Source organism: Mesorhizobium sp. M0522, from assembly GCF_040321085.1.
Taxonomy (GTDB): domain Bacteria; phylum Pseudomonadota; class Alphaproteobacteria; order Rhizobiales; family Rhizobiaceae; genus Mesorhizobium.
In genome coordinates this window covers 138,765-153,925 of the sequence record NZ_JAMYQW010000009.1, presented here as the reverse complement: position 1 = coordinate 153,925, position 15,161 = coordinate 138,765, and the positions used below count along the sequence as shown (strand labels likewise).

General features: G+C 64.0%; 15 protein-coding genes. 11 read left to right on the top strand and 4 right to left on the bottom strand.

What is annotated here, in order from left to right; translation table 11 throughout:
* Nucleotides 1–10: 10 nt before the first annotated feature.
* Genes NKI58_RS13635 through lpdA form a run of 3 tightly spaced genes read left to right on the top strand, consistent with a single transcriptional unit; the run spans nt 11 to nt 2,715 of the window.
* Nucleotides 11–538, top strand: a complete 528-nt coding sequence (locus tag NKI58_RS13635; RefSeq protein ID WP_352853330.1) for a hypothetical protein — start codon at nt 11–13, stop codon at nt 536–538.
* A complete protein-coding gene (locus NKI58_RS13630; RefSeq protein ID WP_352853329.1) occupies nt 535–1,290 on the top strand; it encodes an SDR family oxidoreductase in 756 nt (251 codons plus the stop codon). The genes NKI58_RS13635 and NKI58_RS13630 overlap by 4 nt, the downstream gene beginning before the upstream one ends.
* 18 nt (nt 1,291–1,308) lie before the next feature.
* Nucleotides 1,309–2,715, top strand: a complete 1,407-nt coding sequence (gene lpdA, locus NKI58_RS13625; protein ID WP_352680591.1) for a dihydrolipoyl dehydrogenase — start codon at nt 1,309–1,311, stop codon at nt 2,713–2,715.
* A gap of 898 nt (nt 2,716–3,613) precedes the next feature.
* On the opposite strand, the gene NKI58_RS13620 is transcribed toward lpdA, so the two are convergent.
* Nucleotides 3,614–4,681: a TraB/GumN family protein gene (locus tag NKI58_RS13620; protein ID WP_352782843.1), complete on the bottom strand. Its 1,068-nt coding sequence runs from the start codon at nt 4,679–4,681 to the stop codon at nt 3,614–3,616.
* An 85-nt stretch (nt 4,682–4,766) separates the two neighbouring features.
* On the bottom strand, nt 4,767–5,705 hold the full coding sequence (locus tag NKI58_RS13615; RefSeq protein WP_352782845.1) for a tyrosine recombinase XerC: 939 nt from the start codon (nt 5,703–5,705) through the stop codon (nt 4,767–4,769).
* 115 nt (nt 5,706–5,820) lie between these two features.
* Between NKI58_RS13615 and rimM the strand changes: the two genes are divergently transcribed.
* Nucleotides 5,821–6,420 carry a ribosome maturation factor RimM gene (gene rimM, locus NKI58_RS13610; protein ID WP_352593784.1) on the top strand — a complete coding sequence of 200 codons (600 nt, stop codon included), beginning with the start codon at nt 5,821–5,823 and terminating at the stop codon, nt 6,418–6,420.
* Nucleotides 6,417–7,115: a tRNA (guanosine(37)-N1)-methyltransferase TrmD gene (gene trmD, locus NKI58_RS13605; protein ID WP_352593785.1), complete on the top strand. Its 699-nt coding sequence runs from the start codon at nt 6,417–6,419 to the stop codon at nt 7,113–7,115. Before rimM ends, trmD begins: the two co-directional genes overlap by 4 nt.
* Here the strand turns inward: trmD and NKI58_RS13600 are convergent.
* A complete protein-coding gene (locus NKI58_RS13600) occupies nt 7,097–7,849 on the bottom strand; it encodes a sulfite exporter TauE/SafE family protein (protein WP_352572230.1) in 753 nt (250 codons plus the stop codon). The genes trmD and NKI58_RS13600 overlap by 19 nt on opposite strands.
* 382 nt (nt 7,850–8,231) lie before the next feature.
* Here NKI58_RS13600 and rplS point away from each other — a divergent pair, with 382 nt between their 5' ends.
* The 5 genes from rplS (at nt 8,232) to leuC (ending at nt 13,415) form a co-directional block, all read left to right on the top strand.
* Nucleotides 8,232–8,771: a 50S ribosomal protein L19 gene (gene rplS / locus NKI58_RS13595; protein WP_254817835.1), complete on the top strand. Its 540-nt coding sequence runs from the start codon at nt 8,232–8,234 to the stop codon at nt 8,769–8,771.
* A gap of 262 nt (nt 8,772–9,033) precedes the next feature.
* On the top strand, nt 9,034–9,831 hold the full coding sequence (locus tag NKI58_RS13590) for a transporter substrate-binding domain-containing protein (RefSeq protein ID WP_031212709.1): 798 nt from the start codon (nt 9,034–9,036) through the stop codon (nt 9,829–9,831).
* 266 nt (nt 9,832–10,097) lie between these two features.
* Nucleotides 10,098–10,913, top strand: a complete 816-nt coding sequence (locus NKI58_RS13585; protein ID WP_352782850.1) for an amino acid ABC transporter permease — start codon at nt 10,098–10,100, stop codon at nt 10,911–10,913.
* Nucleotides 10,914–10,965: 52 nt separating this feature from the next.
* Nucleotides 10,966–11,601: a class I SAM-dependent DNA methyltransferase gene (locus NKI58_RS13580; protein ID WP_352782853.1), complete on the top strand. Its 636-nt coding sequence runs from the start codon at nt 10,966–10,968 to the stop codon at nt 11,599–11,601.
* A gap of 404 nt (nt 11,602–12,005) precedes the next feature.
* On the top strand, nt 12,006–13,415 hold the full coding sequence (leuC, locus tag NKI58_RS13575; RefSeq protein WP_023679774.1) for a 3-isopropylmalate dehydratase large subunit: 1,410 nt from the start codon (nt 12,006–12,008) through the stop codon (nt 13,413–13,415).
* 58 nt (nt 13,416–13,473) lie between these two features.
* Here leuC and NKI58_RS13570 read toward each other — a convergent pair whose 3' ends face one another.
* On the bottom strand, nt 13,474–13,785 hold the full coding sequence (locus tag NKI58_RS13570) for a hypothetical protein (RefSeq protein ID WP_023679773.1): 312 nt from the start codon (nt 13,783–13,785) through the stop codon (nt 13,474–13,476).
* Between the two features lie 161 nt (nt 13,786–13,946).
* Here NKI58_RS13570 and NKI58_RS13565 point away from each other — a divergent pair, with 161 nt between their 5' ends.
* A complete protein-coding gene (locus NKI58_RS13565) occupies nt 13,947–15,143 on the top strand; it encodes a GGDEF domain-containing protein (RefSeq protein ID WP_352782857.1) in 1,197 nt (398 codons plus the stop codon).
* Nucleotides 15,144–15,161 lie beyond the last annotated feature (18 nt).

Sequence of the window (15,161 nt, the reverse complement as noted above, 5' to 3'; positions counted from 1 at the left end):
GAGCCGGAGCATGGATCTGCGCCGCCGGATGAGTTCGTCTCGTTTCCGGTCCGGTTTGTTTGTCACAATCTGCGCACTCGGCGTGCAGACGGTCTCCGCGGCCCTCGCCGCCTGCCCGCTCGAGCTCGCCGTCTATGGCGATCCTGAAAACGCCGCCGAGATCGATTTCAGGCCGACCATGGAGTCGGCTGCCGTCACCAACAGCTTCAAGATGGTGCTCGACAACGGCGTCGTGCTCGACGGCATCGTCATGTGGACGGAGGGCGCGGCGCGGCCGCATGGCTCGCTGATGTACAAATGCCCGGCCGGCGACGTCACCGGCGACGAGCTCGCCGCCTGCACCGTGTGGGAGGGCGTCATCTACACTGCCGACGACCAGGGCAATATCGCGTTGCTGCCGGGCGAAGGAAAGGATGCGCCGAAGAAGCTGATCCTGCCCGATCTGGGAGCGTCGCTGCAGATGTCGGCGGCCTATGGCGCCAACGGCTTTTCCAAGGTGCCCTGGGACGTCTTTGCCCTGAAGGGATGTCAGGAATGAGCGCGAGCGGAAAGATCCTGCTGATGACCGGCGGCAGCCGCGGCATTGGTGCCGCTACATGCAGGCTTGCCGCCAAGGCCGGCTATCGCATTGCGGTCAATTACGCGTCGAATGCAAAAGCCGCCGAAGCGGTGGTCGCCGACATCGAGGCCGCTGGCGGAGAAGCCTTCACAGTCAAGGCCGATGTCGGCAGCGAGACGGACGTATTGGCCATGTTCGAGGCTGTCGATGGCCGTTTCGGTCGGCTCGACGCGCTCGTCAACAATGCCGGCGTGGTCGACCAGAGCGCGCGCATCGACGAGCTTAGCGCTGCAAGGCTGGAGCGCATGATGCGCATCAATGTGATCGCGCCGATGCTTTGCGCCCGCGAGGCGGTGAAGCGGATGTCGACCAGGCATGGCGGCAAGGGCGGCGCCATCGCCAATGTTTCTTCGATCGCGGCAAGGCTTGGCGGGCCGGGTCAATATGTCGACTACGCCGCCTCGAAGGGCGCGGTCGATTCCTTCACCATCGGGCTTGCCCGCGAAGTGGCCGGCGAAGGCATTCGTGTCAACGCGGTCAGCCCGGGCATCATCGACACCGAAATTCATGCCTCCGGCGGGCAGCCGGATCGCGTCGAGAGAATGCGCAAGGTGGTGCCCATGCAGCGCGTCGGCACCGCCGAGGAAGTCGCAGCCGCAATTCTCTGGCTGCTGTCGGACGAGGCGTCCTACACAACAGGCGCCAATCTGGAAATCGGCGGCGGCCGCTAAAGCAAAAGGGACAGTATCATGGCCTATGACGTCGTTATCATCGGATCGGGACCAGGCGGCTACGTCTGCGCCATCAAGGCGGCGCAGCTCGGTCTGAAGACGGCGGTAGTCGAAAAGAACCCGACCTTCGGCGGTACCTGCCTCAACATCGGCTGCATCCCGTCAAAGGCGCTGCTGCATGCGTCCGAGATGTTTGCCGAGGCCGGCCATTCCTTCGAGGCGCTCGGCGTCGAGATCGGCGCGCCCAAGCTCAATCTTGGGAAGATGATGGCACACAAGGATGCGACGGTGACGGCCAACGTCAATGGCGTCGCCTTCCTGTTCAAGAAGAACAAGATCGACAGTTTTCGTGGCACCGGCAAGGTGGTTGCGGCCGGCAAGGTGTCGGCGACCTCCGATGACGGCAAGGTCGAGGAGATCGAGACCAAGAACATCGTCATCGCCACCGGCTCCGACGTCGCCGGCATTCCCGGCGTCAAGGTCGATTTCGACGAGAAGGTGATCATCTCGTCGACCGGCGCGCTGTCGCTGGACAAAGTGCCGGGCCATCTGGTGGTGGTCGGCGGCGGTGTCATCGGTCTGGAGCTCGGCTCGGTATGGGCGCGGCTCGGCGCCAAGGTCACCGTTGTCGAGTTCCTCGACACCATCCTGGGCGGCATGGACGGCGAGGTCGCCAAGCAATTCCAGCGCCTGCTGTCGAAGCAGGGCTTTGAGTTCAGGCTGGGCGCCAAGGTGACCGGCGTCGCCAAGGCCAAGAAGGGGGCGACGGTCACCTTCGAACCGGTCAAAGGCGGTGCGGCCGAGACGATCGAGGCGGACGCGGTGCTGATTTCGACGGGACGACGGGCCTATTCGGACGCTCTCGGGCTGAAGGATGCCGGCGTCGACGTCGATGAGCGCGGCCGGGTCAAGACCGACGGTCATCTCAGGACCAACGTGCCCGGCATCTATGCCATCGGCGATGTCATCGCCGGGCCGATGCTTGCCCACAAGGCCGAAGACGAGGGCGTGGCGGTGGCCGAAACCATCGCCGGCCAGGCCGGTCATGTGAACTATGACGTGATTCCGAGCGTCGTCTACACCACGCCGGAAATCGCCTCGGTCGGCAAGACCGAAGAAGAATTGAAGAAGGCCGGCATCGACTACAAGGCCGGAAAATTCCCGTTCAGCGCCAATGGCCGCGCGCGCGCCATGCTGCACACCGACGGCTTTGTGAAAATCCTGGCCGACAAGGCCAGCGACCGTGTGCTCGGCGTCCACATCGTCGGCTTCGGCGCCGGCGAGATGATCCACGAGGCGGCCGTGCTGATGGAATTTGGCGGCTCGTCGGAAGACCTAGCCCGCACCTGTCACGCCCATCCGACAATGTCGGAGGCGGTAAAGGAGGCGGCATTGGCGACGTTCTTCAAGCCCATCCATATCTGAGCAAACGCGGTGAATCGCAAACCTTAGAGATTGGCTGAAACATCTGCGCTTCGCCATCCCAGGGCGGAGCACGAGCGAAGCGACGTCGCGGAGACATCCATGCCGTTATCTAGGGGCAGTGTTCCGGCGAACCAGAATCGAGTGCCTCTTCGCATCGGCTGGTAACCGCTCCGCCCCGGGATGACGAAGCCATCGACGGCTGCTCCCAAAAACAAAACGGCCCGCCTTTCAGCGGGCCGTTCATATATTAAATCAGCAGTCTGATCACTGAGCCGGGGCCGGTGCTGGTGCGGGAGCGGGAGCCGGAGCCGGGGCTGGCGCAGGGGCCGGAGCGGGTGCAGGTTCTGCCGGAGCCGGAGCCGGAGCGGGTGTCGCCGGAGCTGGCGCAGGAGCCGGTTCGGCTGGCTTCATCGGCTCGGCAGGTGCTGGGGCCGGAGCCGGTGTGCTGGCTGCGGGCGGTTCGGCAGGCGCAGGTGCCTCGCTACGTCTTCCAAAAACATAATAGGCGACAATTGCCAGGATAACGACGACCAGTGCAATCAGCCAGCCGCTGCCGCCGCCGCGTGGCCGTGCGGTACCCGGTGAGGTGAATGGGTCGTTCGGATTGGGTGTGTTCGCCATAAAAGTGTCCTCCGTGGATGAAAAACATCAAGTAATAGCCATCAACGTACAATCGTTGAATCGGTTTCACATTAGGCGTTGAAAACGCCGAAAACAGGGCAATTCTGATCCGGAATCGCTTGCAGGCATGCATTTCCACCGCAAAATGGGTTTCGATCGAGCCAAACCGAACCTTTTTCAGTTTCTTGGCACGAAGCGCGGCTGGTCCGCCGTCGCGCCACGAGTAAGGGCTGATCCCGCCTCGGCAATGATTCGGTGTGCAACTCCGCCGTGTCGTTCAGTTGACGGCGGTCACCGTATAGCCGGTCTTGCGGAAACCCTCGACCAAGCCTTGCGCTCCGGGAAGGTGCATGGCGCCGACCGCCATGAAGACATTGCCGTGGGCGAGGATCGGCGCTGCACGATCGACCATCACCTTGTTGCGGCTGGTGATCATGGTCTGCTCGAATTCGGCGTAACCCGATTGGTCGTCGACCTGTTCGGGGATGACGGCCCGAAACAGCGGTACATACATGCCAGTGTCGCCACGCCGGTAAAGCACGATCATGGTTTCGTTGACATCGTTCACCTTGTCGCCAAGCTTCAGCGTATCGACCAGCCCCTTGAGGTGAAAGGCGATCGGCAGCGAAGCCATGGCGCGCAGCTGGTCGGCGATTGTCTCCAGGCCCTCGACCGATTTGCCCGAAGCCTCGGCGTCCTTGGCAAGCTTGACGTCGAGCACCGGCGCACCGCCAGCCTGGCGGGCGACTTCGCATGCAGGTAGCGCCACCATCGCCGACAGCAACCAGGGTTTCATCTTGGCGACGGTCGCTGGCGGGATGCCACGCGCATCGAGCGCCTTGTTGACCACCGCCGCATCCTCCGGCGACAGCAGCGACGAAAGCGTCGTCTTGTCGGTGAACATCATCAGATCCGGCTCTTTCAGCAGTGCGGCCATCATCTTCTGCTTGTCGAGCACTTCGGTGGTCTCGATGATGACGGTGCCAGCCGCATCGAATGCCTTCTGCGCGGCGGGTGGGAGCGTGGTGACGCGCGGGTCGGTAACGTGCATGGTGCCGAACAGGAAGGACGGTTTTTCGCCCGATTTTTCGAGCTTCCACAGCAGGCCCTTGCCGTTCGGCGTCGCTGCCGCGTCTGCCTCGATCTTGCGGTAGGCAGCCGGGTCGTCCTTTTGCAGCGCGCTCAGCATATCGCTACCGCCGCAGGCCGAAGTCTCGGCGCGTGCCTTGCCCGCGGCGAGCAGCGCGACGATGAGGAAAGAGAGGAAAAACAGGGCGTTGAGCGCGACGAGCAGCTTCAGCGACATATGGGTCGCGCGGTCGGCGATGGCGATGAGGCGTTTCATGCTGCGGTTCTAGGCGCAAAAAGCGGCAAAACGGTTAACCGGCGCATCAAAATTGTTGCGAGATGGCCACCGACATATGCATCGATCACGCACGAGGATGAGCTGCTTCGTAAATCTCGAGCAGCCTGGCGGTGTCGACGCCGGTGTATATCTGGGTTGTCGACAGGCTTGCGTGGCCGAGCAACTCCTGGATGGTGCGCAGGTCGCCGCCGCGCCCTAGCAGATGCGTGGCGAAGGAATGGCGCAGCGCATGCGGCGTCGCCGTGTCGGGCAGGTTGAGCGCCGAGCGCAGCTTGGCCATGTCGCGCTGGACGATTGCCGGGTTGAGCGGGCCGCCGCGGGCACCGCGAAACAGCGGGCCCTTGGGATTGAGATGCCAGGGACACAAGCGGCGGTATTCGGCAATCGCCCGCAGTGCCACCGGCAGCACCGGCACCAGCCGGGTCTTGCCACCCTTGCCGGTGACGCGCAGCACGGTATCACCAGGTGAGGAAAGATCGGCGCCCGACAGGCCGAGCGCCTCGGAGATCCGCAAGCCGGACCCATAGAGCAGGGTCAGCACGGCGGCGTTGCGCGCGGCAATCCACGGCTCCTCCGCCAGTTGGCCTTCCACCGAGACGACGTGTTTTGCATCGCTTGCGGTCAGCGGCTTGGGCAGCGATTTCGGCTGCCGCGGCGCGCGCAAGGCTGTCGCACCTGCCGCATTGGCGAGGCCGCGCCGTTCCAGGAAACGCAGCAGCGAGCGGATGCCGGCCAGCCCGCGCCCGAGCGTGCGGGCGCCGGCGCCCTCGGCACGGCGGGCAGCGAGAAAGCCGCGCAGATCGGCGGGGCGCAGATCGGCGATGTCGGAAATGCCGGGCGAGCCGCCGCAATGGCCGGTCAGGAAATGCAGGAACTGGCGCGTGTCGCGCTCATAGGCCTCGACGGTTTCGGGCGATAGCCGGCGTTCGCGCGCCAGCATCTTCAGCCAGGCCTCGCGCGCCGCCTGCAGGTCGGGTTTTGCCGGTATGAGGAATTCCTGCATTGCACTCTTCCAGTTCCCCGCCATCTTCCGGCACGCGGGTTAGGAAGCGGTGAAGAGCGGCGTCATTGAAATGACGACGGGCTGGGGTTAGAGCAAGGCAAAGGATTTTCCGCAGATGATCAAGCCGCAAAACCCCGTCCAGATGGCCGTGATCGGTGCCGCGCATGGCATCAAGGGCGAATTGCGCGTCAAGAGCTTTACCGGCGACCCGCTGGCGCTGGCCGATTACGGTCCGCTCTACGCCAGGGATGGCCGCGCCTTCCAGATCGTCGACATCAGGCCCGCCAACACCGTGGTGGTGGTGCGGTTCAAAGGCGTCAACGACCGCAATGCCGCCGAGGCGCTGGCCGGCACCGAATTGTTCGTCGACCGTTCGGTGTTGCCCGATGAGGGCGAAGAGGATGAATTCTACCATGCCGACCTCGTCGGACTGGAGGTCAAGGATGACATCGGTGCCATCATCGGCAAGGTCGTCGCCGTGCATAATTTCGGCGGCGGCGACATTCTCGACGTGACGCTGGCGGGGCGCAAAGGCGTGCTCATCCCGTTCACGCAGGCCGCTGTTCCGGAAGTGTCGATCGCCGGCGGCTTTGTCCGCGTTGATCCAGCCGCCGCAGGGTTGGTCGAGGACGAGGACGGCGAGCCTCCCGCTGACGACGGTTTCGACCCCAAGGGCAGGCCGCGCGGGCCTAGGGACGCCGGAGGCAACCGGTGAGTTTTTCGGCTTCGGTGCTGACGCTCTATCCCGAGATGTTTCCCGGCGCGCTTGGCCTGTCGCTGGCCGGCCGCGCGCTCGAGACCGGCATTTGGTCGCTCGAAACGATCCAGATCCGCGACTTTGCCAGCGATCGTCACCGTACCGTCGATGACACGCCGGCCGGCGGCGGCGCCGGCATGGTGATGCGGGCAGACGTGCTGGCCAGCGCCATCGACCATGCCTCGCCGGCAGCCGATCCACGTCCGCGCCTGCTGATGAGCCCGCGCGGCAAGCCGCTGACGCAGGCACGGGTGCGCGAGCTCGCCGGCGGGCCGGGTGCGGTGATCGTCTGCGGCCGCTTCGAAGGCGTCGACCAGCGGGTCATTGAATCGCGCGGCCTCGAGGAAGTTTCGATCGGCGACTTCATCCTGTCCGGCGGCGAGCCGGCGGCACTCGTGCTGCTCGACGCCGTGGTGCGCCTGCTGCCCGGCGTCATGGGCAATGCGGTATCGGGCGAGGAAGAGAGCTTTGAAAACGGCCTGCTCGAACATCCGCATTATACGCGGCCGCAGGAGTTCGAGGGCCGGCCGATTCCCGAAGTGCTGATTTCGGGCAATCACAGGAAGATCGCGGCGTGGCGGCGGGCCGAAGCGGAGAGGCTGACGAAGGAGCGACGGCCGGATCTTTCAGCCGCTCAGCCCTTGTCGAAATAGTAGAAAGCCAGGAACAGGCCGACGGCGATGACGAAGCCGCGCACCGCGTTCTGCGGCACGCGCCTAGCGATCCAGACGCCGGCATAGCCGCCCAGCGCGCCACCCGGGATCATGATGATCGCCTGCAGCCAGGCAATGACGCCGCCCGAGACGAAGACGAGGATGGCAACCGCAGCGATGACCACGGCCAGCATGTTCTTCAGTGCGTTCAGCCGGTGATAGTCGCCGGACTGGGTGAGACCGAGCGTCGCCAGCATCATGACGCCCATGCCGGCGCCGAAGAAGCCGCCATAGGCGGCGGTGGCGAACTGCGCCAGCGACCCGACCAGAGAACCCACCGCGGCCTCATGCTCCGGCTTGGGCGCCGGCTTCAGCCATGGCCCGGCAGCAAACAATGCGGTTGCCGCCAGCAGCAGCCACGGCACCAAGGCGCGGAAGGACGGGTTGTCGAGCCCTAGAAGGATGAGCGCGCCAGACAGCGCACCGAGAGCCGAAATGAGGCTGAGCAGCAGTGCGCCGCGCCAGAAATGCTTGATGTCGTGCCAATAGGCGAGCGTCGAGGTGATGTAGCCAGGAAATTGCGTCACCGACGATGTCGCATTGGCGACGATCGGCGGCAGGCCGGCCAGGGTCATGGCGCCAAAGGTTATGAACGTGCCGCCGCCGGCAACGGCATTGACCGCGCCTGATAGAAAGCCGGCGAGAAAGAGCAGGACCGCGTCCAAGATTGGCATGAGGGGTGTCGTCGCTGGAGGAAAATGCTTATCTTCCGGCTTAGGAAGCTTGACGCGCGGGCGCAACCCCCTGGACCACAAGCGATCACGGGATTGCCACAGCGGGCGCCAGCCCAAGAAGCAGCGCAAAAAAGAAACGGCCCAAAAAAGAAACGGCGAAGACGTGACAAAGCGCCGAAATAGCTGTATGTGCGCGCCGAACCGGAAGAAAAATCTGCCAAGAGCGATCTTCTGGCCCGTCAACAATGACGGTGTAGTCGCCCCTGCCCGATGTTCTCGAACAGACGTTCTCGAACGAAGGGCATAGCCGAGCGGTCGATGCGACTGCAAGGCGAGTGTCGGGCGCTCTGACTGTCGGAAGAACAAGAAGTGGATTTTTGAGATGGACATCCTCCGTCAGCTCGAGGCCGAGCAGGCCGCCAAGATCGAAGCCAAGCGCAAGCTCCCCGAATTCCAGCCCGGCGATACCGTGCGCGTCCAGGTCCGTGTGACCGAAGGCACCCGCACCCGCGTCCAGGCCTATGAGGGCGTCGTCATCGCCCGCGCCGGCGCCGGCTTCCAGGAAAACTTCACCGTCCGCAAGATCTCCTACGGCGAAGGCGTGGAGCGGGTGTTCCCGGTCTATTCGCCGATGGTCGAGGGCGTCGAGATCGTGCGCCGCGGCAAGGTGCGTCGCGCCAAGCTGTACTATTTGCGAGACCGTCGCGGCAAATCGGCCCGCATTTCGGAAAACACCGGCGTGCGCGCCCGCAAGCTCAACGACGAAGAGCGCGATGCGCTGAACGCCGAGAAGGCGCGCATCGAGGCCGAGAAAGTGGCCGCCGCCCAGGCGCTGGCCGCCGAGAAGGCCGCGCAGGACGCCGCCGAGAAGAAGGCCGCCGACGAGGCCGCCAAGGCCGCGGAAGCAGCTGCCGCCGAATAAGGCTCTTCAAGAACGTATTTTCGGAAAGGCGGCTTCGGCCGCCTTTTTGTTTCGCGAGGCGGATTCTATTTTGCCGGGCTGCATCGGCGGCAATCGATACGGATCGTTCCGTAATGCCGCCGTTGAAAGCATTGAAATCCATTTTCGTGCCGAACGCCGCATCGGAGCGGCTTGCAAGGCGCCGGCGGAAAGCTAAAGTCGGCGCCGGATTTCCTGCATGCCTCGGCCGATCGAGGCGGTTCAGTTCCTGGGGAGCATCGTCATGATCAATTCGAAACTGCTGCTGGCCGGCCTGCTGGCTTGCCTTCTCGTGCCTGTCGCGGCTCTGGCGCAGGCGCTGCCCGACCTCGGCGGCAAGAAAGTGGTGGTGGTGACCGAAAACGCCTATCCGCCGCTGCAGTTCATCGATGCCAAGACCGGCAAGCAGATCGGTTGGGAATATGACGCGATGAACGAGATCGCCAAGCGGCTGAATTTCAAGGTCGAGTACCAGAATACCTCCTGGGACGCGATGATCCAGGCGGTTTCCGACAACCAGTACAACATCGGCATGACCGGCATCACCATCAAGGACGACCGCAAGCAGAAGGTCGATTTCTCCGATCCGTATATGCGCTCGGAACAGTTCATGCTGGTGCGCGGCGACGAGAAGCGCTTCACCGATGCAAAGACGTTCGCCGCCTTCAAGGACGGGCTGATCGGCGCGCAGGCCGGCACGACGCCCTTCTACACCGCCGTCTACAGCGTGCTCGACGGCAACGAGCAGAACCCGCGCATCAAGCTGTTCGAGACATTCGGCGCGACGGTGCAGGCGCTGAAGGCCGGCGACGTCGACGTCGTGCTCACCGACGGCACTGCCGGCAAGGGCTATGTCGATGCGTCCAATGGCGGGCTGAAGCTGATCGGCGGCCCACTCGGCACCGAGGATTTCGGTTTCATCTTCCCCAAGGGCTCCGACCTGGTGAAGCCGGTCAACGCGGCAATCGCCGCGCTCAAGGCCGACGGTACGCTCGACGCGCTCAACAAGAAGTGGTTCCTCGACTACAAGATGGGGCAGTAGGCCCGCTTGTTGCGCGCATTTCATGACGATTGTGCGCGGGAACTTGCGCTGACTCTGCGCTCGTACACCCCCCTCTGTCCTGCCGGACATCTCCCCCTCAAGGGGGGAGATCGGATTTCGCATCGGCTTTCGCCAATTTTCAGTGTTGCAGAACGGGCCGCGAGGTCAAAGCTGCCGATCTCCCCCCTGGAGGGGGAGATCGCCGGCAGGCCAGAGGGGGGTGTGACAGAACGCTGCCTTCGTGACTCTGTTATCGGTACCGCTTGATGCCGTCGGCGCCTCCCGCCTCAGCCAAATCCGACTTCCCGTGGTGGCTTGCCGTGGCCGTGGCGATCGCCTTGGCCGCCGCCATCTTCATCGCTGCCAGCGACCTCTATGCCCAGGTCTTCGCAACCGTCGCCAAGGGCATCGGCGTCACCATCTTCGTCACGGTGGTCGCCTTCGCGCTGGCTTGCGCGATCGGCCTCGGCGTCGCGCTGATGGGCCTGTCGGGCTCACGCTGGCTCAGCCAGATCGGCCGCTTCTACGTCGAGATCATCCGCGGCGTGCCGATGCTGGTGCTGTTGTTCTGGATCGCCTTTGCCGGGGTGCCGGCCTTCGTCGCGGCATGGAACGCGCTGACGGCGCCGCTGCAAAGCGCCGGCCTCTTCGGTGAGCTGCTGGTACGCGACGTGTCGTTGCTTTGGCGCGCCGTCATGGCGCTGACCATCGGCTATTCCGCCTTCATCTCGGAGGTGTTCCGCGCCGGTATCCAGGCGGTCGAGAAGGGGCAGATCGAGGCGGCCAAGGCGCTCGGGCTGACGCGCACCCAGCGCTTCCGGCTGGTCATCTTTCCGCAGGCGATCCGCACCATCCTGCCGCCGCTCGGCAATGATTTCGTCGCCATGGTCAAGGATTCCTCGCTGGTCTCGGTGCTCGGCGTCGCCGACATCACCCAGATGGGCAAGATCTACGCCGCCGGCTCGTTCCGCTTCTTCGAAACCTATTCGATCGTCGCCTATATCTATCTCATCCTGACCGTCGGCCTGTCGTTGGCCTTGCGGGCGCTGGAGAAGCGGCTCCGCAACCAGCATGGGGAATAGAAGGCAGGCGAAAACGGCGCTACCATCGAGCGGACGCGACCGGGGAGGACCCATGATCATCGACAAGGCCAATGCGGCGCTGGAAGCGGTCTATACGGCCGACACGCCTGAGACGCTCGCCAAGGCCTATGCGCAATGGGCCGCGACCTATGACGGCGAAACCGCGGCGCTCGGCTATCTCCTGCCGTTCCTGATAACCGCCTGGGTGGCGCGCCATGCGCCGCCGGGCGAAGGGCCGCTGCTCGACGCCGGTTGCGGCACCGGCCTGTCGGGGCCGTCGCTCAAGGCGCTCGGCTACCACGATATTGCCGGGCTCGACCTGTCGCAGGACATGCTGAAAATCGCCGGCAGCCGGCAGGCCTACAGCGAGCTGAAACAGGCGATGCTCGGCGGGCCATTGCCTTGGGCGGACGGGTATTTCCGCGCCTTTTTCTCGACCGGCGTGTTCACCATCAGCCACGCACCGGCGTCGGGCCTGCATGAACTGGTACGCATCACCAGGACGGGCGGCCACGCCATCTTCACGGTTCGCGATCAGGTGTTTGAAAGCGGCGGGTTCAAGGCCGTGTTTGGCGAACTGGAGCAGGCGAAAAAATGGCGGCCGGTCGAGGAGAGCCCGTGGTTTCGCTGCTACGCAATCGCCGAGCCCGACGCGCTGGTGAAGACCTTCGTGTTCGAGGTGGTTTGAGTGGCGCCTTCTTCCTTCTCCCCTTGTGGGAGAAGGTGGATCGGCGCGCAGCGCCGAGACGGATGAGGGGTGTTGGACGGAATGAGGCGTTGGCGTTCCCTGGAGCACCCCTCATCCGTCGCCTTCGGCGACACCTTCTCCCACAAGGGGAGAAGGGGAAGCCGCGCCACAACCCGCCAATTGCCGAAAAGCCAAAACATTGATATGAGCAGCGCCATGGAAGAGCTTTTTGGCGATCCGGCCTATAAAGGTTTCGTGCTGCAGGACAGGAAACGCCTGCCGTCGCGATTTTCCGCGCGCGTCTGCGGGGCGCTGACCAGCCGACTTAGCTAGGGCAGACTCGCCAGGTTGTTTCGCCGGTCCCCGGCGTCGTTTTCCCTTTTTAAATCGACGGATTTACGCAAATGAGCGCACCGCGCACCCTCTACGACAAGATTTTCGACGACCATGTTGTCGACCGCCAGGACGACGGCACCTGCCTGCTCTATATCGACCGCCATCTGGTCCACGAAGTCACCAGCCCGCAGGCTTTCGAAGGCCTGCGCATAACCGGCCGCAAGGTTCGGCATCCGGAAAAGACGCTGGCCGTGGTCGACCACAATGTGTCGACTTCGCCGGAGCGAAAGTTCGGCATCAAGAACGAGGAAAGCCGCATCCAGGTCGAAGCGCTGGCCAAAAACGCCAAGGATTTCGGCGTCGAATATTATTCCGAGAAGGATATCCGCCAGGGCATCGTCCACATCATCGGGCCGGAGCAAGGCTTTACGCTGCCCGGCATGACCATCGTCTGCGGCGACAGCCACACCTCGACGCATGGCGCGTTCGGGGCGCTGGCGCATGGCATCGGCACCTCTGAAGTCGAGCATGTGCTGGCGACGCAGACGCTGATCCAGCGCAAGGCCAAGAACATGCTGGTGCGCGTCGACGGCGCACTGCCGGAAGGCGTCACCGCCAAGGACATCATCCTCGCCATTATCGGCGAGATCGGCACGGCCGGCGGCACCGGCTATGTCATCGAATATGCCGGCGAGGCAATCCGTGCGCTGTCGATGGAAGGCCGCATGACGATCTGCAACATGTCGATCGAAGCCGGCGCGCGCGCCGGCCTGATCGCGCCCGACGAGACCACCTTCGCCTATGTCAAGGACAAGCCGCGCGCCCCCAAGGGCGAAGCCTGGGACGCCGCGCTCGCCTACTGGAAGACGCTGCAGTCCGACGAAGGCGCGCATTTCGACAAGGTGGTCGTGCTCGACGCGGCAAAGCTGCCGCCGATCGTCTCCTGGGGCTCCTCGCCCGAGGACGTGGTCTCGGTGCAAGGCATCGTGCCGAACCCGGACGACATCACTGATGAGAACAAGCGCACCTCCAAGCAGCGCGCACTCGACTATATGGGCCTGAAGCCGGGCACCAAGATCACCGATATCGAACTCGATCGCGTCTTCATCGGCTCCTGCACCAATGGCCGCATCGAGGATCTGCGCGCCGCCGCCAAGGTGATCGAGGGCAAGAAGGTCAATCCGCGGGTCAGTGCGATGATCGTGCCGGGCTCCGGCCTGGTCAAGGAACAGGCAGAGGCCGAAGGCCTCGACAAGATCTTTGTCGCCGCCGGCTTTGACTGGCGTGAGCCGGGCTGCTCGATGTGCCTTGCCATGAACGACGACCGGCTGAAGCCGCATGAGCGCTGCGCCTCGACCTCGAATCGCAATTTCGAGGGGCGCCAAGGCTTCAAGGGCCGGACGCATCTGGTGTCGCCGGCAATGGCCGCGGCGGCGGCGATCGCCGGCCATTTCGTCGACATCCGCGAGTGGAAATAGGGCAGGCGCGCGCAGTCGGATATGAGGAGCCCGAACCGCAATGCGGTTCGGGCATTCTTCAGTCGGGCCGCCTGACGAATTCGTGGAATCCCTCGCGGCGGCCGGGTTGGTCCTTTGCGACGACCAGCGCCAGTTGGCGCTCGTCGAAGAGTTTGAACCATTCGTCCCATTCGACCAGTTCGTAGCCGCCGGCATTGACCGGGCGTTCGGCCTCATCCTGGTCCTGGTAGGCATGCTGGCCGAAGACCAGCCTCAGCATGGGCTGCGTTCCGGCTTCGGGCGACACGTCGACGATCGCCGGAAAGCCGGCGCGTGCCGCGGCCCATGAGCGAATTGCATCGTGATCGGTCAGCATGATCGTGTCGGCCATCGGAGCGTCTCCTGGTTGCCGTCGTGAAACGCCGCTCGCCGTTCGCGGTTCCGCCCAGCGGCTTTATCGACGCACCTGTCGTATATTCGCTTTCGCTTAACCGCTTGTTTGGGCTTCCGCTCTAAGGTCCTCCAAGGGGAAGCGAGGGGAAACTACAGCGCTTGGACACCGACCTGCTCATAGCGCTGCTCAATCCAGGCATCGCCCTCACACTCGGCGCGGCATTTCTCGTGCTATGGTTCTATCAGCGCCACCGTTCCTATCTGGCTGTGCTGGCGGCGGGCTACTCGGCCTCGGCCGCAGGCTTCCTGCTCCAGTATTTCACGCTGCCGGTCGGCATGGCACCGACCAAGCTCATCTCGATCCTGTGCTTCACCTTCGCCACCTGCTGTCTCGCCGGCGCGGTCATTGCGCGCTATGGGCGGCGCGTGCCTTACCCGGCGGTCGGCATTCTGGCCTGCGGCGGCCTGGCCGCGTTCTCGTGGTTTCTTTTTGCCCGGCCGGATCTCACCTGGCGTATCCTTGCCATCAATTTCAGCTTCGGCGGCATCAGCCTGGTTGTCGCCGCCGAGTTGCGCGTGGTGCGCAACAACGGCCCGACAGAAATGATCCTGTTCGTGCTGTCGCTGCTTTCCGGCCTGAACTTCCTGGCGCGGACGCTTGCCGTTGTCATCGCGCATGGGCCGTTCACCAGCTATGAAGGGCTTTACTCCTCGTCCTACTGGACGACGGCTCTGCTGTCGCATGCATTGCTGTCGCTGCTTATTGCGCTTTGCCTGTTCGGCGCCGCCGCGCTCGATGTGATGAAGGCCCTGAAGACCGAAACCCTGACAGACCCGCTGTCGGGCCTGCTCAACCGCCGCGGCTTCGAGGAGCGCGCCGTGCTTGTCCTGCAGCACTGTGCCACGACGCAATTGCCGGTTGCGCTGGTGCTTGCCGATCTCGATCATTTCAAGGCGCTCAACGATCAGCATGGCCACGCGGCCGGCGATCGCGTCATCGCCGACTTCGCTGCCAAGCTTTTGTCGGCTGCAGGTACGCGCGGCGTTGCCGGCCGTATCGGCGGCGAAGAGTTCGCCGTGCTGTTGCCGCTCAGCGACCTTGGCGCGGCAAGACTGTTTGCCGAAGCCATTCGCACGGTCTATTCGGCGGGCAGAATCGACGGACTTCCGCCCGACACAAGAGTGACCGCGAGCTTCGGCGTGGCCGCCCGCACCAGCGACGAAGGGCTGGACCCGCTGATGCGCCGCGCCGACGAAGCGCTCTACAAAGCCAAAAGGAGTGGCCGCGACAGCGTATACCTGTCCTATCAGCGGCCTGAAACGGTCGTCCTTCCCAATCGGACCAGTGCTGGCTGAGCGTCAGCGGCGGCTTCG